The organism is Bartonella tamiae Th239, assembly GCF_000278275.1.
Classification (GTDB): domain Bacteria; phylum Pseudomonadota; class Alphaproteobacteria; order Rhizobiales; family Rhizobiaceae; genus Bartonella; species Bartonella tamiae.
The window spans coordinates 974,330-998,775 of record NZ_JH725147.1 but is presented as its reverse complement, the minus strand read 5'-3'; the positions used below and the strand labels follow the sequence as shown (position 1 = coordinate 998,775).

Genomic DNA, 24,446 nt, shown 5'->3' with positions numbered 1-24,446 from the left:
AATGGGTATTGATCTTCCTATCATATGGACCGTCATTATAGGCTTTGGCCTCATGATGTATGTTATTATGGATGGTTTTGACTTAGGCATTGGTCTTGTCTTGCCTTTTGTTAAAAACCGCGAAGAACGTGATCTAATGGTCAACACTGTCGCTCCAATTTGGGACGGAAATGAAACATGGCTTGTTCTCGGTGGAGCTGCGCTTATGGGAGCATTTCCTATGGCTTATGCTGTCATTTTAAGCGCACTTTATATCCCTATTATGATTATGTTAGCGGGACTTATATGGCGTGGCGTCGCTTTTGAATTTCGCTTTAAAGCTGATGATGCCCATAAATCCTTCTGGGATAAAGCATTTATTTGGGGTTCCTATGTTGCTACATTTGCACAAGGGGTGACATTAGGCGCATTTATCAATGGATTTTCTGTAACAGATGGCCATTATAGTGGCAAAATTGGCGATTGGCTCACGCCATTTAGTCTATTTACTGGTTTTGGATTACTGATTGCTTATGCGCTGCTTGGAACCACATGGTTGATTATGAAAACAGAAGGTGATTTGCAAAGTCGTATGCGCTCAATTGGTAAGCCAATCGTTATTATTTTATTAATTGTTATTGCTTTGGTGAGCTTATGGACACCTCTTATCCATCCCGATATTGCTCAGCGTTGGTTTTCAATGCCAAATCTTATTCTTTTTGCTCCTGTTCCTATCTTTGTCATTTTGACGGCATGGCTTTTGGTTCTATTACTTTCAAAAGAATCACAAGCATCACCTTTTATACTTTCGCTATTTTTACTTTTTCTTGGCTATTCAGGCTTAGCTATTAGTATTTTTCCAAATATTATTCCTCCTGATATTTCGATATGGCAAGCGTCCTCCCCGCCTCAAAGCCAAGGCTTTGCTCTTATTGGAGCCTTGATCATCATTCCTTTTATTTTAGTTTATACGTCTTGGTCTTATTGGGTTTTTCGCGGTAAAGTTAAATTGGGTGAAGGATATCACTGATGACAACACAGCATATACCAAAAATAAATTGGTTTAAGCGGATTGGCTGGCTTGTACTGATTTGGGGAGGAAGCATTGGTGCGCTTGCCGTTGTCGCACTTATTTTTCGTGTCATCATGCATTTGATTGGCATGACCAGCTAACATAAAATATGATGTGTTAAAAAAAATAGTAAGCCCTATAGACTATTGACGAAAGAGCAAACTGCGAGGAATTGCATTTAAATCCTTACACTGTTTTTCACAGTGATATCCGTGAGTATGAAAAAGTGAAATCACAGCGTCTTCTTGCCCAAAACCAATTTCAATTGCAATTTTACCATTTTTTTTTAAAAATTTATGACTATCTCTGGCCAATAAACGATAAAAGTCTAAACCATCGACACCACCATCCAATGCACGAAGCGGATCATGATATTTAACTTCTGGTGACAGTTTATCAATATCATCATGAGGAATATAAGGAGGGTTTGAAACGATAAGATCGTATTTTGTATCAATATTTTCAAACCAATTGCTCAAAACTGTCTTAAAACGATCACTCACTTGAGCATTTGTTGCATTATTGAATGCAGTTTCTAAAATATCTTCACGAACATCGACACCCCATACACGGCTTTTTTCAAAATTTGACAAAATAGCAATGGCAATTGCCCCCGTTCCTGTCCCCATATCCAAAATATTAACGATCTGATTGAACTCATTTTGATTTTTTAAATATGTAAGCACCATATCAACGAGCGTCTCTGTATCTGAACGCGGTTCTAATGTTTGAGAAGATAATAAAAAAGGAATGCCATAAAATTCACGCATGCCAATAATACGATAAACTGGCATACCCTTTAATCGCTGTTCAACAGCCTTTTCTAACACATTCATCTGATGAGAAGAAATTGGAAGGTTGGGATTTAAAACGTGATCAATCGGACGTATTTGTGTTGCCCACTCAACCAATAAACGCGCTTCCCTATCAGCCTCATTCCTTGAAATTTTCGTAAGGCTTTTTTTAGTTTTTTGTAAAAGTTCATTTAAAAATGATCCAGTTTCAACCATCATGAATGATCATCACTCATCTCTGATAAAAGTGCTGTTTGATGATCCGAAATCAAAGCATCTACAAATTCATCCAACTCCCCCATCATCACTTTATCCAGCTTGTATAATGTAAGATTAATCCTATGATCACTGACACGCCCTTGCGGATAATTATAAGTGCGAATACGCTCGGAACGATCACCTGAACCCACTTGACTTTTACGCGACTGGGAACGCTCACTTTCGGCCCTTTGCCTTTCCATGTCAAATAAGCGTGCGCGCAAGATTTGCATGGCACGCGCTCTATTTTGATGTTGTGACTTTTCTGCTTGTACAACCATAATGCCTGTTGGAATATGGGTAATGCGCACGGCTGAATCAGTAGTATTGACGTGCTGGCCTCCAGCACCTGATGCACGCATGGTATCAATACGAATATCTTCTTGACGAATATCAATATCAATATCTTCTGCTTCCGGTAAAACAGCAACTGTTGCTGCAGATGTATGAATGCGTCCGCCAGCCTCTGTTTCTGGAACACGCTGAACACGGTGGACACCAGATTCAAATTTTAATTTTGAAAATACCCCTTTTCCAGAAACTGTGGCAATAATTTCCTTATAGCCACCAACATCACCTTCACTTGCTGAAACCATTTCCACTTTCCAGCCATTGGCAGAAGCATAACGCTCATACATACGAAAAAGATCACCCGCAAATAAAGCCGCTTCTGATCCTCCCGTTCCCGCTCGAATTTCCAAAATAGCACTTTTGTCATCTGCGGCATCTTTAGGAAGCAACAGAATTTGAACCTCTTGTTCTAATCGTGAAATATTTTGGCGGATTGTTGGTAATTCTTCCTCGGCAAGAGCGCGCATTTCTTTATCCGTGGACTTATCTTCTAACATAGCCTCGAGATCGAGTACTTCTTGATAAGCAGCATTAAGTGCGCGTATTGGTCCCACAATTGGCTGTAATTCAGCATATTCTGATGCAAGTTTGACATAAAGATCCGCATCAGGACTATTTGTCATTTGACTTTCAATCATCTCAAAACGTTTTTCAACTTGAATCATACGTTCTTGTGGTAGTGCAACCATAATTTTTCTTGCCTATTCTTTATAGATTTTGACAGTAGATCATAAATGAAACTTATAATAACAGCATTGCTATTTTGATAATTGAGCAAACATGACTTGCCAATGAGAATTTATGTATAAAATAAAATATTTAAGTTTAAGCAACAAATCTTTTAGCATTGCTTTCAGAAAATTTTACTGTCTTTTTTTACCGTAAAGTTCTAAGCGGTGATGGACAATATCATATCCCAACGATTTTGCGATTTCTTCTTGTAATTTTTCAATAATATCAGAACGAAATTCAATCACATCGCCGCTATCAATATCAATAAGATGATCATGATGTTGACCACTGACTTGCTCAAAACGCGAAGGCCCGCCATCAAATGCATGACGATGGATTGCACCGCGTTCTTCCAATGCTTTCATCGTACGATAGACAGTGGATAAAGAAATAGAAGCATCTTGTTGATTAGCACGTTGAAATATTTCAAAAGCATTAGGATGATCTAACGTATGAGCAAGTAGATCTAAAATAATGCGCCGTTGTCGCGTAATGCGTAGTCCTGCTTGACGCAACGCATGTTCATAATTTGGTTTGTCATTAATAAGGTCGGTCATAAGTTTAATAGAACTGAAAAGCTATTTTCTTTCAAGTAGGCGAGCAATAATTTTAGCATTTTTACCTTTAAATTTTAAAAGCCTATTCGCATTAATACGTCACAAATATAAAATATTGAAAATTCTATTCTGAATTTAGTCTATCAGAATAGAATTTGAGCATATCATTTATGTGATCATTTTAAACAAATGTACCATGACAATGCTTATATTTTTTGCCCGATCCACATGGGCAGGCTTCATTGCGCCCAATTTTACCCCATGTTTTCGGATTTTTGGGATCACGTTCGGCTTGAGGTACAACAGGATTTTCCATAGTTTGCGCTAAAGTCACATTGTCTCCACCTGTGTCCATTCCTTCAGGATGAGGATGTTCAGCATGCATTTCAGGTAAAGCCTCAGGCTCAGCTTGTTGCTGAACAATTTCAAAGCGTAATAATTTTGATACAACATCGCGACGCAAATTGGTCAATAATGCTTGAAACAACTCAAAAGATTCAGTTTTATACTCATTCAAAGGATCCCGTTGAGCATAACCTCTAAAACTTACGACAGAACGCATATGATCCAAATTCACCAAATGTTCACGCCATAATGTATCAATTGTTTCAAGAAGAATTGCTTTTTGAAAATACGCCATGATTTCAGGGCCATATTTTTCTGCACGCTCACGAACACGCGTATCAATTGCTTGGGTAATACGTTCTAAAATTTGTTCTTCACCAATGCCATCTTCATGCGCCCAGTCGGTCACAGGCAGATCAAGATTAAACATTTCACGCAATTGTTCTGTCAATCCAGATATATCCCATTGTTCCATATAAGAGCCTTTTGGAATATGGGCATCAATGAGATCTTCAATCACCTCTTCACGCATTTCTTTAATGGTTTCAGTTAAGTCTTCCGCATTCATAACTTCCATGCGTTGTTCGAAAATGACCTTACGCTGATCATTCATCACATCATCATATTTAAGGAGATTTTTGCGAATTTCAAAATTGCGTGCTTCAACCTTTGTTTGTGCTTTTTCTAAGGCTTTATTAATCCATGGGTGGATAATCGCCTCATCTTCTTTCAGGCCTAGTTTTTGCAACATGCCATCCATGCGATTTGAACCAAAAATACGCATCAAATCATCTTGTAAAGACAAATAAAATTTTGAACGCCCCGGATCACCTTGGCGGCCAGAACGCCCCCGCAACTGGTTATCTATACGTCGACTTTCATGGCGTTCAGTTGCCAAAACATAAAGACCACCTGCTGCTAATGCTTGTTCTTTAAGCTGTGCTACGTCCTGTTTAATTTTTTGTATTTTTTCTTCACGTTGCAAACCTTCAGGCACATCTTTTAATTCTTCTTGGATGCGCATTTCAACATTACCACCAAGTTGAATATCTGTACCGCGCCCTGCCATATTGGTCGCAATGGTTATAGCACCGGGCACACCAGCTTGAGCAACGATAAAAGCTTCTTGTTCATGATAACGCGCATTCAAAACTTTAAAATTCTTGACACCATCACGACGCAAAGCATCTGCAAGCTGTTCAGACTTCTCAATCGATGTTGTCCCAACAAGTATAGGCTGATTTTTTTCATGCGCTTCACGAATATCACGGACAATAGCACGATATTTTTCTTCAACCGTCCGATAAACTTCATCATCTTCATCAATACGTTTAACCGGCAAGTTGGTTGGAATTTCAATAACATCAAGCCCGTAAATATTTCCAAATTCTTCGGCTTCAGTTGAGGCTGTACCCGTCATGCCAGCAAGTTTATCATACATACGAAAATAATTTTGGAAAGTTATTGAAGCAAGAGTTTGATTTTCTGGTTGAATAGAAACATGCTCTTTTGCTTCCAAAGCTTGATGCAATCCTTCTGAATAACGACGTCCTGGCATCATACGTCCTGTAAATTCATCGATTATCACAATCTCATCATTACGGACAATATAGTCTTTATCTCTTGTAAAAAGCTTATGGGCTTTCAAAGCATTATTGATATGATGAACAATGGCGACATTCTCAATATCATAAAGGCCTTCACCTTTTAAATAACCTGCTTCCGCTAAAAGTTTTTCCACCTTTTCAGTTCCAACTTCAGTGAAGGTTGTGGTTTTTTGCTTTTCATCAAGCTCATAGTCTTCAGGCGTTAAAGGGGGGATAAAAGTATCAATCAGATTATAAAAATCGGTTTTGTCTTCCAATGGACCTGAAATAATTAAAGGCGTACGCGCTTCATCAATTAAAATAGAATCAACTTCATCAACAATGGCATAATGATGCCCACGTTGAACCATTTGACTACGATCAAACGTCATATTATCACGCAAATAATCAAAGCCCAATTCGTTATTGGTTCCATATGTGATATCGCATGCATAGGCTGCTCGGCGTGCATCATTATCCATATCATGAACAATAACACCAGTTGTCAAACCTAAAAAACTATAAATTTTATCCATTGTTTCAGCATCACGGGCAGCCAAATAATCATTGACCGTAACAACATGAACACCTTTTCCTTCAAGGGCATTAAGATAAACTGGCAATGTTGCCATCAAAGTTTTACCTTCACCCGTACGCATTTCAGCAATACCATGATCATTTAAAACCATACCACCGATAAGCTGCACATCAAAAGGACGCATACCATAAACACGTTTTGCAGCCTCACGTACCGTTGCAAAAGCTTCAGGCAACAAAGCATCAACCTTCTCACCTTTTGCCAGTCTTTTCCGAAATTCTTCGGTTTTTTGCTGCAATTGCTCATTTGTTAGTTTTTGAAAGTCTTCTTCCAATGCATTAATTGCAGCCACTTTAGGCTTAAGACTTTTTACACGACGTTCATGAGCCGAACCAAATATTTTGCGAGCAAATCCGCCTAAACTGACCATTTCTGGTCCTTTCTGATATGTTTTATAGCGTTCATAACCGCCCTTTAATTAATGTTTACGCTTTAGTATTGCAATAACATCATTGACAAACCAATGGTTTTATCAAAAAAGCAATTTTTCTAAAACGTTAGTCAGACGAGAAGAGATAAGATCTCAAACACTTACTGTCAACGTTCTAAACGAGCGTTTCACCATGTTATACGCATCTTATGACCATTTTATGCTATCGTATTTTATTCATTTAAATCTGTATGATCGATCACTGAAATGTGAATTTTTAACCATTTAGGCTTATTTTACAAAATATATATCTTTATGGTTGGAATTCATAAGACTTTTATGGAATTTTTATGCTATATGCTTAAATAAAGCACAGTTCCGCCCAAATTGCAGTCCAGAACGCTAAAAACGTTCTCAAGGAGTAACTTTATGAAATTTAAATCGACCATTTTTTTTCTAACATCTGCTTTGCTTGTTGGCACAAGCATGGGCACTCTTGCACAAGAGAGCACAGAGCCTAAAATGCCAGCGCTTTTAAACACCGCTCAAGAGATCAAACCTGTTGAGCCATCACATGTCATGGCAGTTGTTGATGGAAAAAACATCACCGCAGGCGAACTTGATGAAATTGCAGCAGATATTGACCCCAATCTCGCGCGTTTACCAGATCAACAACGTCGTCTTACAGTTTTACGTGTTTATCTTGACATGAAAGCATTGTCTGATGCAGCGTTATCAGAGGGATTAGATAAAACAGAAGACTTTGAAAAGCGCATGACTGTCATGCGTGACAATGTCCTTCAGCAGCTTTATTTTAAAAATGAAATTGTCGACAAAATTTCAGATGCCGATATACAGTCACGTTATAACCAAGAAATTGCTGCACTTCCAAAAGTTGAAGAAGTACACGCCCGTCATATTTTAGTTAAAACCAAAGAAGAAGCAGAAAAAATCATCCAGCGCCTCGAAAAAGGTGAAGATTTTGAAGAAATTGCCAAAAAAGATTCTACCGATGGATCTGCGGCCATGGGTGGCGATCTTGGTTATTTTAGCCGTGGACAAATGGTCAAACCTTTTGAAGATGCAGCCTTTGGCTTAAAAGCAGGCGAATTTACAAAAACACCGGTTGAAAGTCCTTTTGGTTGGCATATTATCAAGGTTGAAGATATGCGTGAAAAACAACCCCCTTCATTTGAAGAGGTAAAAGATACTATGCGCAACATGATTGCCCGCGATCGTTATCTTGAAGCCATCAAGGGCTTACGCTCTAAAATGTCTGTAAGTTATCCAGATGAAAATGTCGCAAAAATGATGAAAAAGTCTGAACAAGACGATTCAGAATTGATGGATGACGGTTCGGAAGAAGACTAAATTTTAAAGACATTCCCAAATTTGTTGATGTGCTTATTCTTAATCAAAACAAATATGGGAATGTTTAAGAACCAAAATTTCTTAAGGTTATTCAAATTCAATTATTGTTCTTCTTGAAAGAAATGCTAAGGCAATGACTTCTCCTCTTGAGCCAAAAACTTTTCCTCACCTACCAACTTTAAAAGGCGTTCACATAAAAACAGCTCAAGCGGGAATTAAATATTGTGACCGTACCGATCTTCTTATAATAAGCTTTGATAAAGCGGCTGAAATTGCTGGGATATTTACACAATCAAAATGCCCTTCTGCACCTGTGGAACATTGCCGCAATATTCTTTCTCACGGTCGAGCGCGTGCGCTTATTGTAAATTCTGGTAATGCAAATGCCTTTACAGGAAAAAAGGGAAAGCTTGCTGTTGAACAAACATTAAAAGCTGCAGCTGATCAACTGAATATTGCTGAAAATGAAATTTACTTGGCCTCAACGGGTGTTATTGGCGAGCCACTAAATGCAACACGCATCATTGACGCGCTTCCAAACATGATAAATGATACTGTAGAAAACACATGGCTTGAAGCTGCACAGGCCATTATGACGACTGATACCTTCCCCAAAATTATTACACAATCCGTTGATTTTGGTGGTGATAAAATTACCATCAATGGTATTGCTAAAGGTGCTGGAATGATTGCACCAAATATGGCAACGATGCTATCTTTTATCGTTACCGACGCGCCGATTTCCTCTCAAATATTGCAAAAAATACTTTCAGAGAAAGTCTCTACAACCTTTAATTCCATAACAGTTGATAGTGATACGTCTACATCTGACACACTGCTTTTATGTGCAACAGGACAAACGGAAAAAACCTTAAAACCATTAAATGATATTAAAGATCCTCGCTATGTTCCGTTTGCTGAAGCAATAGAAAATATATTGCATAATCTAAGCTTACAAGTTGTTGGTGATGGTGAAGGAGCGCGCCATCTTATTGAAGTGCAAGTAAAAAATGCCAAAAGCAAAAATGATGCGAGATGTATTGCATTTTCCATTGCAAATTCACCACTTGTTAAAACAGCTATTGCTGGTGAAGACGCCAATTGGGGACGTGTTGTAATGGCCGTTGGCAAAGCAGGTGTTGAAGCTGATCGTGATCGTCTTTCTATTTGGTTTGGTGATTATCGGGTAGCTGTGAATGGAGAGCGTGATAATGATTATAATGAAGTTGTTGTATCAGATTATATGAAAAAAGATCATATTGTAATCAAAGTCGATATTGATTTAGGACAAGAAAGTGCCACAGTCTGGACATGTGATTTGACAAAAGACTATGTTGAAATCAATGGTGATTACAGAAGCTGATCATTTCATGATGAATTGTCATAAATTACGAGCTGTCATAAACTAGATGAAATATTGAGTACGCGCGCTTATTCTGCCAACGTAAATACTTATGACGATTTATGGATAATGATGGTTTCTGGTCTTATTAATGGCTTTTAAGACTGTTGTTCAATTTTAGATAATGCCTTTTTATGTATCAGTTATCTCTCGCTGCTTAATCTAAATAACAATGATATGCTGCGTGAACGGCTCAATCGTTATAATCACAAAAATTACAGTATTGAAAACGGGTTTGCATCATCCAATCGTCCCTGCATAAAAGATTTTATTTATGACATCAAAAAAATAACAAAATACAAGCTGTTTAGATGTCATGAGTGCCTAAATACATCGTGACTGCACTATTGACACGCAGCAAAAGGGCATAAATTCTTTATCCTTCCATCATACTGCAATACGAAATGGATGCTGTTAGAACAACTATTAATGCTGATATCTATTGCAAAATGACCGTAAAAATTCATCACGTTAAAACACGACAATAAAATTATTTTAAAATTCAATTCATCGCATACAACTGCAAGTGCATTTTTTACATTTAAAAAATACCATAAATCCAGGCCATATGCTTATTGTTAAAACTTTTGGACAGGATGGATCAGTATCTATTTATTTTGTTATCGTCCAATCGTAAGCCACCAAGGTTGAGAGTAAATCATTTTACTCAAAATCATAACCACTTTTCATCTATGACGGACGACAAAGAAAGTTGGTAATCTTAGAATAAGATTGGCAAATCATAATAAAAGCGCTATCCAATCATATCATCTTCAAGTTGATAGCAATACTCATTATGCCACAAAATACCATAAAGCTGGATTTTAAAACATTTATCTTTATGATTATTGGAATCTTATACCATGACGCTTAAAAGACCACCTTTGCTTGTTGTCGCTTGCGCCTTAATTGATAAGGATAATCGCGTTTTATTGGCACAACGTCCTGAAGGAAAAGCGCTTGCTGGATTATGGGAATTTCCTGGTGGCAAAATTGAAATCGGAGAAACACCTGAAGAAGCTCTCATTCGTGAATTGCATGAAGAATTAGCAATTCATGTTTATTTAGAAAATCTAATACCCTTCACTTTTGCAAGCCATAACTATAAAGATTTTCATCTTCTTATGCCTTTATATATATGTCGCACATTTGAAGGCACTTTAACCCCTTGTGAAAATCAATGTATACAATGGGTGCGACCACAAGATCTTGATATCTATCCAATGCCAGAAGCAGACATACCACTTATTCCAAAGTTAAAAGATATTTTACTATAATTGGTAATGCTTTCGCATTGGCGAAAATTTAACCATTTATTAACAAACCAAAGTTTACGATAGGCATAAATTAACTCTGGAGTTTAGTTATGCGTTATCAAGAGTTTTCAAACACTATTATAGCAAAAAAAACATCATCTGCTGGTACAGGTCTTTTACGTGTTGTCCTGCTTTTTGGTTCCGTAGCAGTTGCCTTAGGTCTTGTTTTAATTCCATCGATTGCTGAGCACAAAGATACCATTTTTGCCCAATCGACATTCCAGAACAAGATCGACTATAATACAAAAACAGGATCGATTTACAAATCGACCTATACAGAATCTTATAAAAAATAAAAAACTAAAAATAATCGCTAAAAAGAGAATATTTTTGCTATAAAATGTTTCTTTAAAGAATTTTGTTCTTTGTTATCGAGCGACGTCTGACCTATATCTTTGATGAATTATGAATAATAAATGTACAGCGCATATCCTGGAAGATATGCGCTTAATTAGTTTGTAAAAGATAGGTTTGCATTATGACACTTGCTTTCATTGCTAATTTAGCAGTTTTCGTTCTTTTATTGTTTGTTTTGATGCAAACAACCAAAACGACATTAAGTCTGGCATGGCGTGTCATGATTGGTTTAGCTGTGGGGCTAATTTTCGGGGTGATATTACAAGCGATTTACGGCGTTCAAAATGAAACGCTTACCATGTCAATTGAATGGTTTAATATTGTTGGCAATGGTTATGTAAGCCTGTTGCAAATGATCGTTATGCCTTTGGTTTTTGCGTCAATATTATCGGCAGTCGCAAAATTGCATTCGGCTACCTCATTAGGGAAAATCAGCTCACTGACAATTGGTATATTGCTATTTACAACATTAATTTCAGCATTTGTGGGTGTTGTTATGGTCAATATATTTGGCTTAACAGCAGAAGGTTTGGTTCACGGTGCTGTAGAAAGTGCCCGTCTCACTGCGCTTCAAACAAACTATGTAACCAAAGTGGCAGATATGAGCGCACCTCAACTTATTTTGTCATTTTTACCCAAAAATCCATTTGCTGATCTGACAGGTGCACGCCCAACATCAATTATTGGCGTTGTTATTTTTGCAGCATTTTTAGGCGCAGCAGCTATCCGTCTTGTTCGTGATAATCCTGAAAAAGGAATAGGCGTTATTGCCGCAATTGATAGTTTGCAATCTTGGGTCATGAAACTTGTACGTCTTGTTATTGCACTTACACCTTACGGTGTTCTTGCTTTGATGACCAAAGTTGCCGCAACATCAAATGCACAAGATATTTTGAAGCTCTTAGCCTTTATCATTGCCTCTTATATTGGCATGGCGATTATGTTTGGTGTTCATGGCATCTTGCTTGGTCTTTCAGGAGTTAATCCTTTTCGCTTTTTTGCAAAAGTCATGCCCGTTTTAACCTTTGCATTTACCAGTCGTTCAAGTGCGGCAAGTATTCCTTTGAATATTGAAGCACAAACGAAACGCGTTGGTGTTCCTCAATCCATTGCAAGCTTTTCGGCGTCTTTTGGGACAACAATTGGTCAAAATGGCTGTGCGGGACTTTATCCTGCAATGCTAGCAGCAATGGTTGCTCCAACAGTTGGAATCAATCCATTTGATCCTCTTTGGGTTGCAACATTGGTTGCGGTTGTAACATTGAGTTCAATTGGTGTCGCAGGCGTCGGCGGTGGTGCAACATTCGCAGCTCTTATCGTTTTACCAACCATGGGACTTCCCGTCACAATTGTTGCGCTTCTCATCTCAATTGAACCGCTCATCGACATGGGACGAACTGCACTCAATGTCAATGGATCCATGACGGCTGGAACACTTACTAGTCAAATATTAAGAGAGACAGACAAAGACGTGCTAAATTCTCATGACGAAGAAACGCTGAAAAATAGCTGATAGATATTTAAAATCCATGAGCTTTATGCGTGATACAAAAGCCAGATCAAAAGGAGCTGGCTTTTGTGTTTAGCAATTCAATTATGTATTATTTTTTGCCAATGCATCAATCAAAGATACTTTCGCTGTACCGGGTTTCATTGGCTTTTGTTGGCTGTCATCGGGTGCCCAGCCCGAAAGCCAAATAAAGGAAAAACTGGCGCGAATGCGCCCATCACAATCACTAAATCGCTCACTATAAATTTCGTTCACGCGCTCAAAAAAACGTTTGGTCATCATTTTTCGTGATCGTTTAAAAAGCGCATTTTGCATTCCCATCGCGCGTAAATCACGCATTATATGGTATGTGCTATCATATCGCACTGTAATATTTTCGACATCCGTGACAGGCATGGCAAAACCAACCCGTTGCAAAAGTGCTCCTGCATCACGAATATCCATAAAGGGATAAATACGAGGACTTGCACCACCATATATTTCAGTTTCAGCCTGTAAAAACGTTTCGCGTAATTCTCCTAAGGTACCAGCGCCCGGTAAAACACCCAGAAATAAACCATCTGGTTTTAAGCTTCTTTTTATTTGTGTTAAAACACCAGGAACATCGTTGACGATGTGTAGAGATAAAAGTGAAACAATGAGATCAAAATGCTGAATGGGTAGATCTAAAAACTCGCGATCACGGCGATGAAATGTATGGAATTGACTACCATAGCGCTCATCAGTTTCGATAACTTCAAAATCATGTATTTTATTAGAATGTTTTAATGCATCAATACCACTAGAAGTATGGCTATGAAGATAAGCTGTAAGCGCAAAATTTCGATCAACATTTGCGATCCGCTCTTGCAAATCTTCTAACACATGAGCAAGGAGAAAATCTCCTTGAGTGCCATATTTTTCAAAAGCACGTTGACGAAATTTTTCAATAAGAATCTGATCAAAAATAACGTGTTGAGACATTCTTTTTATTTGCTTTATTCCTCATCTGTCGTCAACTAAAATAATAGCAGGCACTTTTCAAATCTTTTGACAATGATCCAGTTTTTAAGTCAATATTAGCATTTTTTGAGTAATTCGTTTTAAAAGGTGACATTTGAAACAAATTGTTGATCATGGTCTAAGACTTCTTTTTCCACCAACCTGTCCAGGTTGTGGTATAATTGTTGCGCAAACTGGTAGCGTTTGTGCCTCATGTTGGCAAGAATTACAATTTATCACCAAGCCTTATTGCCCTGTCATGGGAACGCCCTTTGCTTATGATCATGGTCAAGATATATTAAGTGCCTATGCTTTAAAATCACCCCCTCCTTTTAAACGCGCACGCTCTGCACTTATTCATAATGGATTAGCTCGATCACTTGTTACACGACTAAAATATGGCGACCGTACAGAATTAGCACCGTCCATGGCGCGATGGATGGCACATACAGGATCAGAATTATTGGATGAATGTGATATGATAATACCCGTGCCTCTTCATTGGCGTCGTTTTTTTAGACGCTCTTATAATCAAGCTGCTGAATTGGCGCGTCATCTCGCCATGCAAAATAATAAACCAATGCGTCCAGAGCTTTTAAGTCGCAACCGTCATACCAGCCAACAAGTCGGTTTAATTGCGAAAGAACGCAAACGAAATGTTTATAGAGCTTTCATTGTCCCTTTAAAACACGAAAAAGACATTAAAAATCGACACATCTTATTGATTGATGATGTTTATACAACTGGTGCAACAGTCATAGCAGCTACACGCGCTCTACGCCATGCTGGAGCTGCTCAAGTTGATATTTTAACATTTTCACGTGTTCTTAACTGATAAAATTTTTTTCAACCTTCTTGAGTCCCATTGTAAATATCTTATATAGTTTGTCTAAAATTATATAAAGAGGAAGCTCTTATGGCACAAATTACAATTTATACGCGCCCTGGTTGCCCTTATTGCGTAAATGCAAAAGCCCTTTTAGATGCAAAAGGCGTCGCTTACGAAGACATTAACGCACTTGGTGACAGACGACCTGAAATGGTTAAACGCGCACATGGACGCAATACATTCCCGCAAATTTTTATAGGTGAATATCATGTTGGGGGATGTGATGATTTGTACGCTTTAGATAAAGCTGGTAAACTTGATCCGCTCTTGGCAGATTTAAAAAAATGATCCGTTTTGCACTTCACTGTCATCAAGCCCATGAATTTGATGGCTGGTTTAGAAATAATGAAGACTTTGTCAAGCAAAAAAATGCAAATCAGATAGCTTGTCCGCAATGTGGATCTCATCGCGTTGATAAAGTCTTGATGGCTCCAGCCGTAAAAAATACAAAACAAAATGAACCAATCTATGCTTCTATAACACAAAAAGAGAAAGAATTGATTACAAAAATTCATGCATGGTCTCGTCAAGTGCGTCAAAAGGCAGATAATGTTGGTGATCGTTTTGCTGAAGAAGCACGACGCATTCATTTTGGTGAAACATCTGCCCGTTCAATTTATGGTCAAGCAACTGCTGATGATGTCTCTTCACTTCTTGATGATGGCGTTGATATTCTTCCTCTACCGCATCTGCCTGAAGATAAAAACTAAACGTATTTATTTATAAATCTTGGCTGAAAAAATAAATTATAAAGATTTGCCTATTATCAATATTGGATGATTAACCATGTCATTAATATTTAAAACAAAATGGCGTTTTAGCGTCTTTATCAAAGATAACAACTAACCATTCTTTAAATCAAGCTTATAAAATACAAAACAAACGGCACCACTTTGTGAAAATCGCAATAATATAAGGGTATAAAATTTTTTTCTTATCGGCGCGCTAAAAGCATATAATTAACATCCATATCTTTTGAACGGTTCCAACTGTCTTTTAGCGGATTATAGGTGACACCAAGTTGGTCAATAACAGTTAAACCAGAATGATGAAGTTCTTTTTTTAACTCATCTGGACGTAAAAACTTATTATAATCATGAGTCCCTTTAGGAAGCCAATGTAAAACATATTCTGCGCCTATAATCGCTAGTGCCCATGCTTTTAATGTGCGATTGAGGGTTGCAACAAACATCAATCCTTCGGGTTTCACCATTTGTCCGCTTGCCGACATAAATAAATGAACATCTGACACATGTTCAACCACTTCCATATTGAGAACGACATCAAATTTTTCACCAGCATCAGCAAGCTCTTCTGCAGTGGTTGCACGATAATCGATTACAACATCCGATTGAACAGCGTGAAGCCGCGCCACTTCAATATTGGTTGTAGAAGCATCGGCACCAACAACATCTGCACCAAGACGCGCCATAGGTTCACATAACAAACCACCACCGCACCCAATATCTAAAATTCGCAAACCCTTTAGTGGTTCTGCACAATGAAGATCACGTTCAAAAGCCCAACAGATTTTTTCTTTAATATAGGCAAGACGCGTTGGATTAAACTTATGGAGAGGACGAAATTTTCCTTTTGGATTCCACCATTCTGCCGCAATACGCGAAAAATGATCGATTTCTGCCTGATCTATTGTGGTGCGCTCAGCTTTCGACATAAATACTCTCCTAAAACTTATATAACTATCAAGTCTGTCGAAACCCTTTTAAAGTCAAGTCCTGTTTCCATTTTTTAAAGATCAAACGTAAAAACAAAAATTTGAATAAAACAATGCAACAATAGATTAAGTAAAACAATGACGGTCTTGCTTAAATTTGTGTAATTGTCTATGTCATCAATGCAGTAAAATGGAGCAATCATTTATTATTTTTAAATATTGAAAAATCAAAGGTTAGAGAATTTATTATGGCGCGCATTGTTATGAAATTCGGCGGAACATCAGTCGCCAATATCGACCGCATAAAAAATGTTGCACGCCATGTTAAGCGTGAAGTAGATGCTGGTCATGACGTTGCAGTGATTGTTTCTGCCATGTCTGGTAAAACCAATGAATTGGTCGAATGGACACACCAAGCTTCCCCAAAATATGATGCACGTGAATATTCTGCGGTCGTAGCCTCTGGTGAGCAGGTAACTGCTGGCTTATTAGCCATGACACTTCAATCCATGAATATCAATGCGCGGTCATGGCTTGGCTGGCAAATACCAATCTTAACAGATAACACCTTTGACGCTGCACGCATTAAGGAAATCAATGGAAGTGCCTTAATTGATGGTTTTAAAAAAGGACAAGTAGCCGTTATTGCTGGGTTTCAAGGTCTTGGCCCAGACGATCGCATTGCAACACTTGGACGTGGTGGTTCGGACACAAGTGCTGTTGCTATTGCTGCAAGCGTAAATGCTGATCGCTGTGATATATATACTGATGTTGATGGCGTCTATACAACAGATCCACGCATTGAACCAAAAGCACGACGCTTGCCTAAGGTTGCATTTGAAGAAATGTTGGAAATGGCTTCTCTTGGTGCCAAAGTTTTACAAGTGCGATCAGTGGAATTGGCAATGGTGCATCAAGTGCGCACTTTTGTACGTTCAAGTTTTGAGGAACCTGATGCTGCAGGCATGGGTGATCCTATAAATCCCCCCGGAACACTTATTTGCAATGAGGATGAAATTGTGGAACAACAAATTGTAACAGGCATTGCTTTCGCTAAAAATGAGGCGCAAATTTCATTGCGCCGTCTTGCAGATCGCCCAGGAATTTCCGCTTCTATCTTTGGCCCTTTGGCGGAAGGTCATATTAATGTTGATATGATCGTTCAAAACATTTCTGAGGACGGCTCAAAAACAGATATGACCTTTACCGTTCCTGCTGGTGACATACAAAAAGCTGTCGACATATTAGAAAAAAATCGTACTGAAATCGGTTTTGATGTGATCCAGTCTGAAAGTAATTTGGCAAAAATTTCAGTAATCGGCATTGGTATGCGCAGCCATGCAGGCGTTGCAGCAACCGCATTTAAAGCGCTTGCAGAAAAAGGTATCAATATTCAGGCAATCACCACATCAGAAATTAAAATATCTATTCTTATTGATAATGCCTATACAGAACTTGCAGTACGCACTCTTCACAGTGTTTATGACTTAGATAAAGAGTAAAACAGTTTTTTAAACAAATAAGTGGTTACATAAATGAAACATTGTGAGAGATACACTTGATTTAAAATACATATAGAACGAGACATAGGAGGCTCTGTTCACAATGCAAGAGAACGATGTCGGACCCAGAGTTATTTTAAAACGTTTGCGCGAATTCATGGCACAAGCCATGGACTCACAAAAACGTCTGGATCTTATCGTTCGTGAAATTGCACGCAATATGGTTGCAGAAGTATGTTCCTTTTACTTATTGCGCTCAGATAGCATGCTTGAGCTTTACGCAACGCAGGGGCTTAATCCAAAAGCTGTTCACCTTTCACAACTGCGGCTTGGTCAAGGTCTTGTGGGAACAATTGCCGTAACATCTCGACCTCTCAATCTCAGTGATGCTCAAAAACATCCTGCGTTCACTTATTTGCCAGAAACAGGAGAAGAGGCATATGCATCTTTTCTTGGTGTTCCTATTTTGCGTGCTGGACGCACACTCGGTGTCCTTGTAGTTCAAAATAGAAATCAACACAATTATAGCGATGACGAGGTTGAAGTTCTTGAAACGGTTGCTATGGTTTTGGCTGAAATGATTGCAGCAGGTAATCTACCACGCTTTGCTCGTGCTAATCATGAAATCAATTTGCGCCATCCTTTATCATTAACGGCGCGTCCTTTAAATGAGGGTCTTGGACTTGGTCATGTTGTTTTGCATGAACCGCGCATTATTGTAAGCAATTTATTCAATGAAAATAGTCAAGTGGAATTGGATAAACTTTCAAAAGCAATTGGTTCTCTTCGCCTTTCTATTGATAATATGTTATCTCGCAGTGATGTGGCAAGAGAAGGTGAACATCGTGATGTATTAGAGGCCTATCGTATGTTTGCTAATGATCGCGGCTGGGTGCGTCGTCTTGAGGAAGCCATCAATAATGGTTTAACAGCCGAAGCTGCGGTGGAAAAGGTTCAAAGCGATACGCGGTCGCGCATGCTTCATCTTAAAGATCCCTATTTGCGTGATCGTTTGTCTGATTTTGATGATTTGGCAAATCGATTGCTTTATCAACTTATGGGACGTACACGTGAAACTGTAGCTGCAGAACTTCCAAAAGATGCAATCATTGTAGCAAGGTCTATGGGGGCTGCTGAACTTCTTGATTATCCACGTGGACATATTCGCGGTTTAATATTAGAAGATGGCGCTCCAACAAGTCACATTACAATTGTTGCTAAGGCAATGTCTGTACCCGTTGTTGGTCAAGCAAAAGGCGTGGTTTCTCTATGCGAAAATGGTGATCCCGTCATTTTAGATGGGGAAGATGGAAAAATTTATCTGCGTCCCATTGTTGATATTGAAAAGGCTTATGCGGAAAAAGCAAGATTTCGTGCCAGACGCCAAAAACTCTATCAAGATTTGCGCGATGTGCCCGCTCTTACAAAAGACAATAAGCCGATAACCTTACTTATCAATGCTGGTTTACTGGTTGACTTACCTCATCTTCAAGAATCCGGTGCGGAAGGAATTGGTCTTTTTCGTACAGAATTACAATTTATGATCGCTTCTACTTTTCCGCGTTCACAAGAACAAGAAAAACTTTATCGGAATGTTTATAAAGAAATCGGTGATAAACCAGTCACTTTTCGGACCTTAGATATTGGTGGCGATAAAATTCTCCCCTATTTTAGAAAAAAAGGAACAGAAGAAAATCCGGCTCTTGGCTGGAGAGCAATTCGATTAACGCTTGATAAGCCTGCTCTTATGCGCACGCAATTAAGAGCATTGTTAAAAGCTTCTGGAGGACGCGAACTGCGTATCATGCTTCCAATGGTGACAGAAGTGGCTGAAATTCACCTTACGCGTCAACTTATTGAACGCGAAATCGCTTATCTTTCACGTTTTGGACACCTTTTACCAAGCCGATTAAAATTAGGAGCAATGATTGAAGTTCCAGCCTTACTTTTTCAATTAGATGAATTGATGCAAGCAATTGATTTTGTATCTGTCGGCTCAAATGATCTGTTTCAATTTATGATGGCAATTGATCGTGGCAATTCTGAATTGTCTCGCCGTTTTGATGAGCTTTCTGCACCATTTTTACGTGCGCTACATCGTATTATTGATGCAGGCGAACGCACACAAACACCCGTTACTTTATGTGGTGAAATGGCTGGAAAACCTCTTATGGCTATGGCACTTCTTGGACTTGGATTCACACGTATCTCAATGACACCTGCAGCAATTGGTCCAATTAAGGCCATGTTATTGGGTCTTGATGTTGATGATCTTAAAACACAGCTTTTAAAAGAGCTTGATAAGCAACACGATGATACACTGCGTCAATGGCTGATCCATTACGCAAAAGAAAATAATGTCTCCATTTAAATCATTTTTTTAATTCATAGAAAGTATTGCCATTAAAGTTCAAAACAAAGATTCATAATAATAATGAAAACTTTTTATGAAACGAGCCATCATAGAAATATCTTACTGATATTTATCTTTCATTGATCAAATGAATATTGACGTTGTTGCATTATAATTTTTAGTTTCAATGCATATCAGCCATATACATCTCATTTAACTTAATAATAAAAATGTCTCCAATGTCGTTTGAAGGATTTATTGTTATATAATATCCTTTATGCAACTAAAGTGAATCAAATCGATAAGCATGAAATATTTCATAACCTTGTTGACTTTGAAACGCTGAATTAAAAACAAGAAAAAAATATTCCGCATCAACTTTCACTCGAAAGCCATGTCATAAAAAAGACGCGAAACCGTATGAAAAAACATACCTCTTCGCATAATAACAATTAAATCAACCGTTGGTTCGGCTCCAATATGCGCCATGACAACAGCTTCACCTGCAAAAGAATAAGCGGGGCGGTGCGCATTAAAATAACAGGTTCTTGTTATTTAAGATTCAACCTTAAAGAAGACTCTTCCCAAAAGGCAATAGAGCGATCAATTCTAACAAAGGATGGTAATGGATCTGACTCGTTCATTGTTGCTATGCTAAGGCGCCACATCATGGATCCATTTTTATAATTTTGAACAATTATTTCTCGTGTAGAACTAGCACTTTTTTCCATGACATCATTTTATAAAACTTTGATCTGAACCACAGTAAAACAACTTTTTCCTTATTTTAAAAACGTCCTTTTTCTAATTCTTAAAAGTATCAATTGATTTATTCTTCTTAAACCATCGACCGTCTTTATCGCCATATTTGATGAAAAAATAACAAAGCGTAAGCCAAACAATCCAAATAATACCGACATATAATGCAGCGCGTGTTGCTTCAAAAACGCCCAAAAGAATAACAATAAAAACCATAAATAATATGGCGATCACAGGACCAATTGGCCAAAATGGAACGGGGAATTTTAAAATCTTTTTTTCTTCTACAGACAGTTTCATCCGCATACAAAATTGCGACAATAAAATCAACAACCAGACAAAAACAGTTGCAAAAGTTGCCATAGCTGCAATCAAAAAGAATAAATGTTCATGATAAAAATAATTGAGAACAACCCCAATAATTAAAACTGAAAACATAAATAATACGGATAAAACTGGGATACCTTGTTTGGAAACATATTTTAAGTGTTTTAAAGCATGCCCTTCTTCTGCCAAACCATGCAGCATGCGGCCAGAGCCAAAAAGGTCACTATTAATCGCCGAAATTGCGGCAGTAATCACGACGACATTTAATATATTAGCAGCATAAGTAATGCCTAAACTTTCAAAAATTGCGACGAAAGGACTACCATCTAAGCCAATTTTATCCCACGGAGAAATGGACATTAATACAGCAAGTGTCATGACATAAAATAATAAAATCCGTATTGGTATCGCATTAATTGCTTTGGGAATATTTGAATCAGCATTTTCTGCTTCAACAGCCGTTAAACCAATGATTTCGATGCCACCAAAAGCAAAAACAACAACACTAAAAGAGGCGATAAAGCCAAACCAACCATTGGGCATCCAGCCCCCATTTGTCCAAAGATTGCTAATTCCTGTTGCGTGATGGGTATAGCTGCCAAAACCAAATAAGATAATGCCAGCACCTGCTGCAATCATAGCTATAATTGCGATAATTTTTATAATGGATAGCCAAAACTCAAGCTCACCAAAAATTTTTACAGCAGTTAAATTTATCGCTGCAATTATCAATGTAATACCTAATGTCCATATCCATGGTGATACATCAGGATACCAAAAGCCCATATAGGTTGCAAAAGCCGTAATATCAGCCAAGCAAACAAGGGCCATTTCAAAAATATAAGTCCAACCTGTCATAAAACCAGCAATAGGGGAAATATAATTAGATGCATATCGACCAAAAGAACCGGGAAGTGGATTATGAAGCACCATTTCACCTAAGGCCCGCATGACCATAAATGCCATAATACCTGAAATAAAATATGCTAATAAAACAATCGGTCCAGCAAGCTTAATGGCTCCTGCGGAGCCATAAAATAACCCTGTGCCGATAGCAGATCCTAATGCTATGAAAAAAATGTGGCGCTTACTTAGCCCTTTTTTTAACATTGGATCATTCATTATCTTTTCGCCTATATAGTTATTTTTCAAGTACAATATTTTTTCTAAAATTTATTTAAATTACTAGGAATGAAGTTTTATCCAGTATCGAATAATAAGCGTAAAGGCAAATATTGTTTTTAAACAAAACAACAAGATTACTATCTTAGCAGCAATTCTCGTATGAAAATATTCAATAAGGATTTGAATTAAATTCGGGTATTATAGAATGATATTTTTTATCCGTAAAATATTTTTCTTAACATCAAAAAAGCTAACACGAATATGCTATGTAATCTAGCAAAACGATTAAATCAGAGCTTATAGAATAATTTAATAATATTGCGAACATAATTTTAGGCCTAGAATTCATTCATTAAGATAGAAGATGAGGGTAGCGGCGATGCAAATAGCCGAGAATAATGTATGTGCGCATCGGTCATATTGTGTTGCAATGCAACGCCAGTCCTAAATTTTGCCAATAGCTTCTCAATCTTATGGCGGCACCTATAGAGGTGTCTGTCAAAGTGGATATGCGTGTTCCTTCCCTTTCTTGGAGGAATACAGGCGTTGATGTTTCTGTCAAACAATGCCTGACGGAATCAGTCTGCATCATAACCCCGGTCGGTTACGAGTTCGTGTGTATCTGGCAGAACCGGCAACAGAAGAGCGGCACCCTTATAGTCACTCATCTGTCCTTCTGATCAAAGCCGGTATATGGGCTTTCTATCTTGATTGCAGACTGTATGCCGTTTAGAGCTCCAGCTACCTTTCGTGCGCCCGATGTGGCGGGGAACATCCCCTTTTTAAGAGGCGTGCTGCCGTGCGGTGTGCCTTGAGATGTGTGGCATCAATCGTGATACGTTGAGGCTTTGGGTCTTGCCCAGCAAGGGCTGTAAAGATGCGGTCAAACACACCCATTCGGCTCCAGCGGATAAAACGTTTATAGAGTGTTTTATGCCGACCATAGCCAACAGGTGCATCTTTGCATTGCAGACCATGCTTAATGACATAGACAATACTGCTGTCACCACACTGGTTATCAACACGAAAAACTCCGTGAGAAAGTAGGAAAAGGGTGATATCCGTGCCATCTGATTTTCGCTCAACAAAACTAAATCATTCATTGGTCAATCCTCCCTCGAACCAATGAAACACAAACCACCAAAAATGGACTCTATCAAATTTATAGATCCTGAAACTAATCTAGGACGTAAATGCTAGATTGATTATTTACATCCTTTCTACAACTTATAAAGTATTTTCTTAATTAAATTTTTTCAAATATTAATTTATGAAACCAATAGGAATAATAATAATTCTTTAATATAAAACGCAATTTAAATTAAGAGATAAGCTAATGGGACAATGGATAACCGTAAACGATAAAATGCAAAAGAATTATATTTATGAATTGACTTGCGAAGAAGGAAGCGGATTTGATTCACAATTTACACCAGATTTAACACCACAAAAAATGCTGGAAATGGGCATCATGGGAGGTAAATATATGACAGATTGCCAAGATGAATTTCCAAAAGAATGGTTTAAGAAAGCAAAACTTTCACCTTTAGGAAAAAAAGCTGAATTAAATTTTTTTGGAGTTTTAGCAGGTAAACCACTTTCTTACTGGAAAAAAAAAGGATGGATTTATCCTGACGATCCGCGAGGTTGGTTTCAATGGTATTGCCGCTACTTTAGAGGAAGACGACTAGGACTGGAAGATCAACGTCAAATAAAAAGATGGCGCTTAATGCGTCGTCATTTGGCACAAATTCGTAAAAACTGTGAACCTGGTGATTATTTTTGTCGTCCACGCCAAAGACAAGCTCTGTTACAGTGGGCTTATCTTTGTGATTAGATAAATTTATAAACTTTATTCGATATTGTTTACAAACATTGTTCATTGCCTATGGGCATGATCTTAGTCAGACTAAGATCATGACCAATTAATTTAGACGCTCTGGTATGAAGACACTTTTGTGAGAACAAACAAAATAGTCAAAGAATATAGTTACTTTCAAGTTTTTTTGATACATTTTCGAGAAAACACATGCTATTAAGAATAAGTCATGAGCCAAAAAAATCCTCGTATAAATGGTCAATTTTAAAAAAAATTAGCAAACCCGATAAATTAAATTCTTATCTTTAGAAGATCTTATGGCACAATTTCGGTTAAAAAAGAAAAAAATATCTCCAATTTAAGCATCATTAAATATCCAAATTTGATGGTGCTTAAAGCTAATATTTAAGAGAGAGAG

The 24,446-nt window shown here is 37.9% G+C and carries 19 protein-coding genes and 3 pseudogenes; 13 read left to right on the top strand and 9 right to left on the bottom strand.

Annotated elements, in window-relative coordinates:
• Position 1: 1 nt before the first annotated feature.
• Both cydB and ME5_RS10385 read left to right on the top strand, forming a co-directional pair.
• Complete coding sequence (gene cydB / locus ME5_RS04415; protein WP_008038830.1) at positions 2-1,009, top strand: cytochrome d ubiquinol oxidase subunit II; 1,008 nt, start codon at positions 2-4, stop codon at positions 1,007-1,009.
• Entirely contained in the window at positions 1,009-1,152 is a 144-nt protein-coding gene (locus ME5_RS10385; RefSeq protein WP_008038828.1) for a DUF2474 domain-containing protein, read from the top strand. Before cydB ends, ME5_RS10385 begins: the two co-directional genes overlap by 1 nt.
• A 42-nt stretch (positions 1,153-1,194) precedes the next feature.
• Here the strand turns inward: ME5_RS10385 and prmC are convergent, their stop codons facing one another.
• The 5 genes and pseudogenes from prmC to secA all read right to left on the bottom strand — a co-directional run.
• A complete protein-coding gene (gene prmC / locus ME5_RS04410; RefSeq protein ID WP_008038826.1) occupies positions 1,195-2,064 on the bottom strand; it encodes a peptide chain release factor N(5)-glutamine methyltransferase in 870 nt (289 codons plus the stop codon).
• A complete protein-coding gene (gene prfA / locus ME5_RS04405; protein ID WP_008038825.1) occupies positions 2,061-3,143 on the bottom strand; it encodes a peptide chain release factor 1 in 1,083 nt (360 codons plus the stop codon). Before prfA ends, prmC begins: the two co-directional genes overlap by 4 nt.
• Positions 3,144-3,317: 174 nt before the next feature.
• Positions 3,318-3,743 carry a Fur family transcriptional regulator gene (locus ME5_RS04400; protein ID WP_008038824.1) on the bottom strand — a complete coding sequence of 142 codons (426 nt, stop codon included), beginning with the start codon at positions 3,741-3,743 and terminating at the stop codon, positions 3,318-3,320.
• Positions 3,744-3,924: 181 nt separating this feature from the next.
• Positions 3,925-4,032 (bottom strand): annotated as a pseudogene (locus tag ME5_RS10980) (SEC-C metal-binding domain-containing protein); the annotation flags it as partial.
• Positions 4,033-4,109: 77 nt separating this feature from the next.
• A pseudogene (gene secA, locus ME5_RS04395) lies at positions 4,110-6,642 on the bottom strand (preprotein translocase subunit SecA); the annotation flags it as partial.
• 429 nt (positions 6,643-7,071) lie between these two features.
• On the opposite strand from secA, the gene ME5_RS04390 reads away from it, so the two are divergent.
• The 5 genes from ME5_RS04390 to ME5_RS04370 all read left to right on the top strand — a co-directional run bounded on the left by ME5_RS04390 (position 7,072) and on the right by ME5_RS04370 (position 12,601).
• Entirely contained in the window at positions 7,072-8,013 is a 942-nt protein-coding gene (locus tag ME5_RS04390) for a peptidylprolyl isomerase (protein WP_008038822.1), read from the top strand.
• A gap of 133 nt (positions 8,014-8,146) precedes the next feature.
• Positions 8,147-9,376 (top strand): bifunctional glutamate N-acetyltransferase/amino-acid acetyltransferase ArgJ, encoded by a 1,230-nt coding sequence (gene argJ / locus ME5_RS04385; protein ID WP_008038821.1) that lies wholly within the window; start codon positions 8,147-8,149, stop codon positions 9,374-9,376.
• Between the two features lie 902 nt (positions 9,377-10,278).
• Positions 10,279-10,692, top strand: a complete 414-nt coding sequence (locus tag ME5_RS04380; protein WP_008038820.1) for a (deoxy)nucleoside triphosphate pyrophosphohydrolase — start codon at positions 10,279-10,281, stop codon at positions 10,690-10,692.
• Between the two features lie 89 nt (positions 10,693-10,781).
• Positions 10,782-11,027 carry a hypothetical protein gene (locus ME5_RS04375; RefSeq protein ID WP_008038819.1) on the top strand — a complete coding sequence of 82 codons (246 nt, stop codon included), beginning with the start codon at positions 10,782-10,784 and terminating at the stop codon, positions 11,025-11,027.
• 182 nt (positions 11,028-11,209) lie between these two features.
• Positions 11,210-12,601, top strand: coding sequence for an L-cystine transporter (locus ME5_RS04370; RefSeq protein ID WP_008038817.1), 1,392 nt, complete (start codon positions 11,210-11,212; stop codon positions 12,599-12,601).
• Between the two features lie 81 nt (positions 12,602-12,682).
• On the opposite strand, the gene ME5_RS04365 is transcribed toward ME5_RS04370, so the two are convergent.
• The gene (locus ME5_RS04365) at positions 12,683-13,561 is read right to left on the bottom strand and encodes a methyltransferase domain-containing protein (protein WP_008038815.1); all 879 of its coding nucleotides are present in this window, start codon (positions 13,559-13,561) and stop codon (positions 12,683-12,685) included.
• A 133-nt stretch (positions 13,562-13,694) separates the two neighbouring features.
• Here ME5_RS04365 and ME5_RS04360 point away from each other — a divergent pair, with 133 nt between their 5' ends.
• From ME5_RS04360 to ME5_RS04350, 3 genes are all read left to right on the top strand, one after another.
• Positions 13,695-14,414 carry a ComF family protein gene (locus ME5_RS04360; protein ID WP_008038813.1) on the top strand — a complete coding sequence of 240 codons (720 nt, stop codon included), beginning with the start codon at positions 13,695-13,697 and terminating at the stop codon, positions 14,412-14,414.
• 81 nt (positions 14,415-14,495) lie between these two features.
• The gene (gene grxC, locus ME5_RS04355) at positions 14,496-14,756 is read left to right on the top strand and encodes a glutaredoxin 3 (protein WP_008038811.1); all 261 of its coding nucleotides are present in this window, start codon (positions 14,496-14,498) and stop codon (positions 14,754-14,756) included.
• Positions 14,753-15,178 (top strand): DUF1178 family protein, encoded by a 426-nt coding sequence (locus tag ME5_RS04350; RefSeq protein ID WP_008038809.1) that lies wholly within the window; start codon positions 14,753-14,755, stop codon positions 15,176-15,178. The genes grxC and ME5_RS04350 overlap by 4 nt, the downstream gene beginning before the upstream one ends.
• A gap of 224 nt (positions 15,179-15,402) precedes the next feature.
• On the opposite strand, the gene ubiG is transcribed toward ME5_RS04350, so the two are convergent.
• Positions 15,403-16,143, bottom strand: coding sequence for a bifunctional 2-polyprenyl-6-hydroxyphenol methylase/3-demethylubiquinol 3-O-methyltransferase UbiG (gene ubiG, locus ME5_RS04345; protein ID WP_008038807.1), 741 nt, complete (start codon positions 16,141-16,143; stop codon positions 15,403-15,405).
• A 248-nt stretch (positions 16,144-16,391) separates the two neighbouring features.
• Here ubiG and ME5_RS04340 point away from each other — a divergent pair, with 248 nt between their 5' ends.
• Together ME5_RS04340 and ptsP are read left to right on the top strand one after the other, a co-directional pair.
• Entirely contained in the window at positions 16,392-17,645 is a 1,254-nt protein-coding gene (locus ME5_RS04340; RefSeq protein WP_008038805.1) for an aspartate kinase, read from the top strand.
• 103 nt (positions 17,646-17,748) lie between these two features.
• A complete protein-coding gene (gene ptsP / locus ME5_RS04335; RefSeq protein WP_008038803.1) occupies positions 17,749-20,016 on the top strand; it encodes a phosphoenolpyruvate--protein phosphotransferase in 2,268 nt (755 codons plus the stop codon).
• Between the two features lie 786 nt (positions 20,017-20,802).
• Here ptsP and ME5_RS04330 read toward each other — a convergent pair.
• Positions 20,803-22,206, bottom strand: a complete 1,404-nt coding sequence (locus ME5_RS04330; RefSeq protein WP_008038801.1) for an amino acid permease — start codon at positions 22,204-22,206, stop codon at positions 20,803-20,805.
• A 348-nt stretch (positions 22,207-22,554) separates the two neighbouring features.
• Positions 22,555-23,312: pseudogene (locus ME5_RS10545) on the bottom strand (IS5 family transposase).
• Between the two features lie 233 nt (positions 23,313-23,545).
• On the opposite strand from ME5_RS10545, the gene ME5_RS04325 reads away from it, so the two are divergent.
• Positions 23,546-24,046: a hypothetical protein gene (locus ME5_RS04325; RefSeq protein WP_008038799.1), complete on the top strand. Its 501-nt coding sequence runs from the start codon at positions 23,546-23,548 to the stop codon at positions 24,044-24,046.
• Positions 24,047-24,446: the final 400 nt, after the last annotated feature.

Excerpts from the sequence above, each read along its gene's own strand:
- cydB (WP_008038830.1), top strand. The coding sequence starts at position 2 with ATGGGTATTGATCTTCCTATCATATGGACCGTCATTATAGGCTTTGGC.
- ME5_RS10385 (WP_008038828.1), top strand. The coding sequence starts at position 1,009 with ATGACAACACAGCATATACCAAAAATAAATTGGTTTAAGCGGATTGGC.
- prmC (WP_008038826.1), bottom strand. The coding sequence starts at position 2,064 with ATGATGGTTGAAACTGGATCATTTTTAAATGAACTTTTACAAAAAACT.
- prfA (WP_008038825.1), bottom strand. The coding sequence starts at position 3,143 with ATGGTTGCACTACCACAAGAACGTATGATTCAAGTTGAAAAACGTTTT.
- ME5_RS04400 (WP_008038824.1), bottom strand. The coding sequence starts at position 3,743 with ATGACCGACCTTATTAATGACAAACCAAATTATGAACATGCGTTGCGT.
- ME5_RS04390 (WP_008038822.1), top strand. The coding sequence starts at position 7,072 with ATGAAATTTAAATCGACCATTTTTTTTCTAACATCTGCTTTGCTTGTT.
- argJ (WP_008038821.1), top strand. The coding sequence starts at position 8,147 with ATGACTTCTCCTCTTGAGCCAAAAACTTTTCCTCACCTACCAACTTTA.
- ME5_RS04380 (WP_008038820.1), top strand. The coding sequence starts at position 10,279 with ATGACGCTTAAAAGACCACCTTTGCTTGTTGTCGCTTGCGCCTTAATT.
- ME5_RS04375 (WP_008038819.1), top strand. The coding sequence starts at position 10,782 with ATGCGTTATCAAGAGTTTTCAAACACTATTATAGCAAAAAAAACATCA.
- ME5_RS04370 (WP_008038817.1), top strand. The coding sequence starts at position 11,210 with ATGACACTTGCTTTCATTGCTAATTTAGCAGTTTTCGTTCTTTTATTG.
- ME5_RS04365 (WP_008038815.1), bottom strand. The coding sequence starts at position 13,561 with ATGTCTCAACACGTTATTTTTGATCAGATTCTTATTGAAAAATTTCGT.
- grxC (WP_008038811.1), top strand. The coding sequence starts at position 14,496 with ATGGCACAAATTACAATTTATACGCGCCCTGGTTGCCCTTATTGCGTA.
- ME5_RS04350 (WP_008038809.1), top strand. The coding sequence starts at position 14,753 with ATGATCCGTTTTGCACTTCACTGTCATCAAGCCCATGAATTTGATGGC.
- ubiG (WP_008038807.1), bottom strand. The coding sequence starts at position 16,143 with ATGTCGAAAGCTGAGCGCACCACAATAGATCAGGCAGAAATCGATCAT.
- ME5_RS04340 (WP_008038805.1), top strand. The coding sequence starts at position 16,392 with ATGGCGCGCATTGTTATGAAATTCGGCGGAACATCAGTCGCCAATATC.
- ptsP (WP_008038803.1), top strand. The coding sequence starts at position 17,749 with ATGCAAGAGAACGATGTCGGACCCAGAGTTATTTTAAAACGTTTGCGC.
- ME5_RS04330 (WP_008038801.1), bottom strand. The coding sequence starts at position 22,206 with ATGAATGATCCAATGTTAAAAAAAGGGCTAAGTAAGCGCCACATTTTT.
- ME5_RS04325 (WP_008038799.1), top strand. The coding sequence starts at position 23,546 with ATGGGACAATGGATAACCGTAAACGATAAAATGCAAAAGAATTATATT.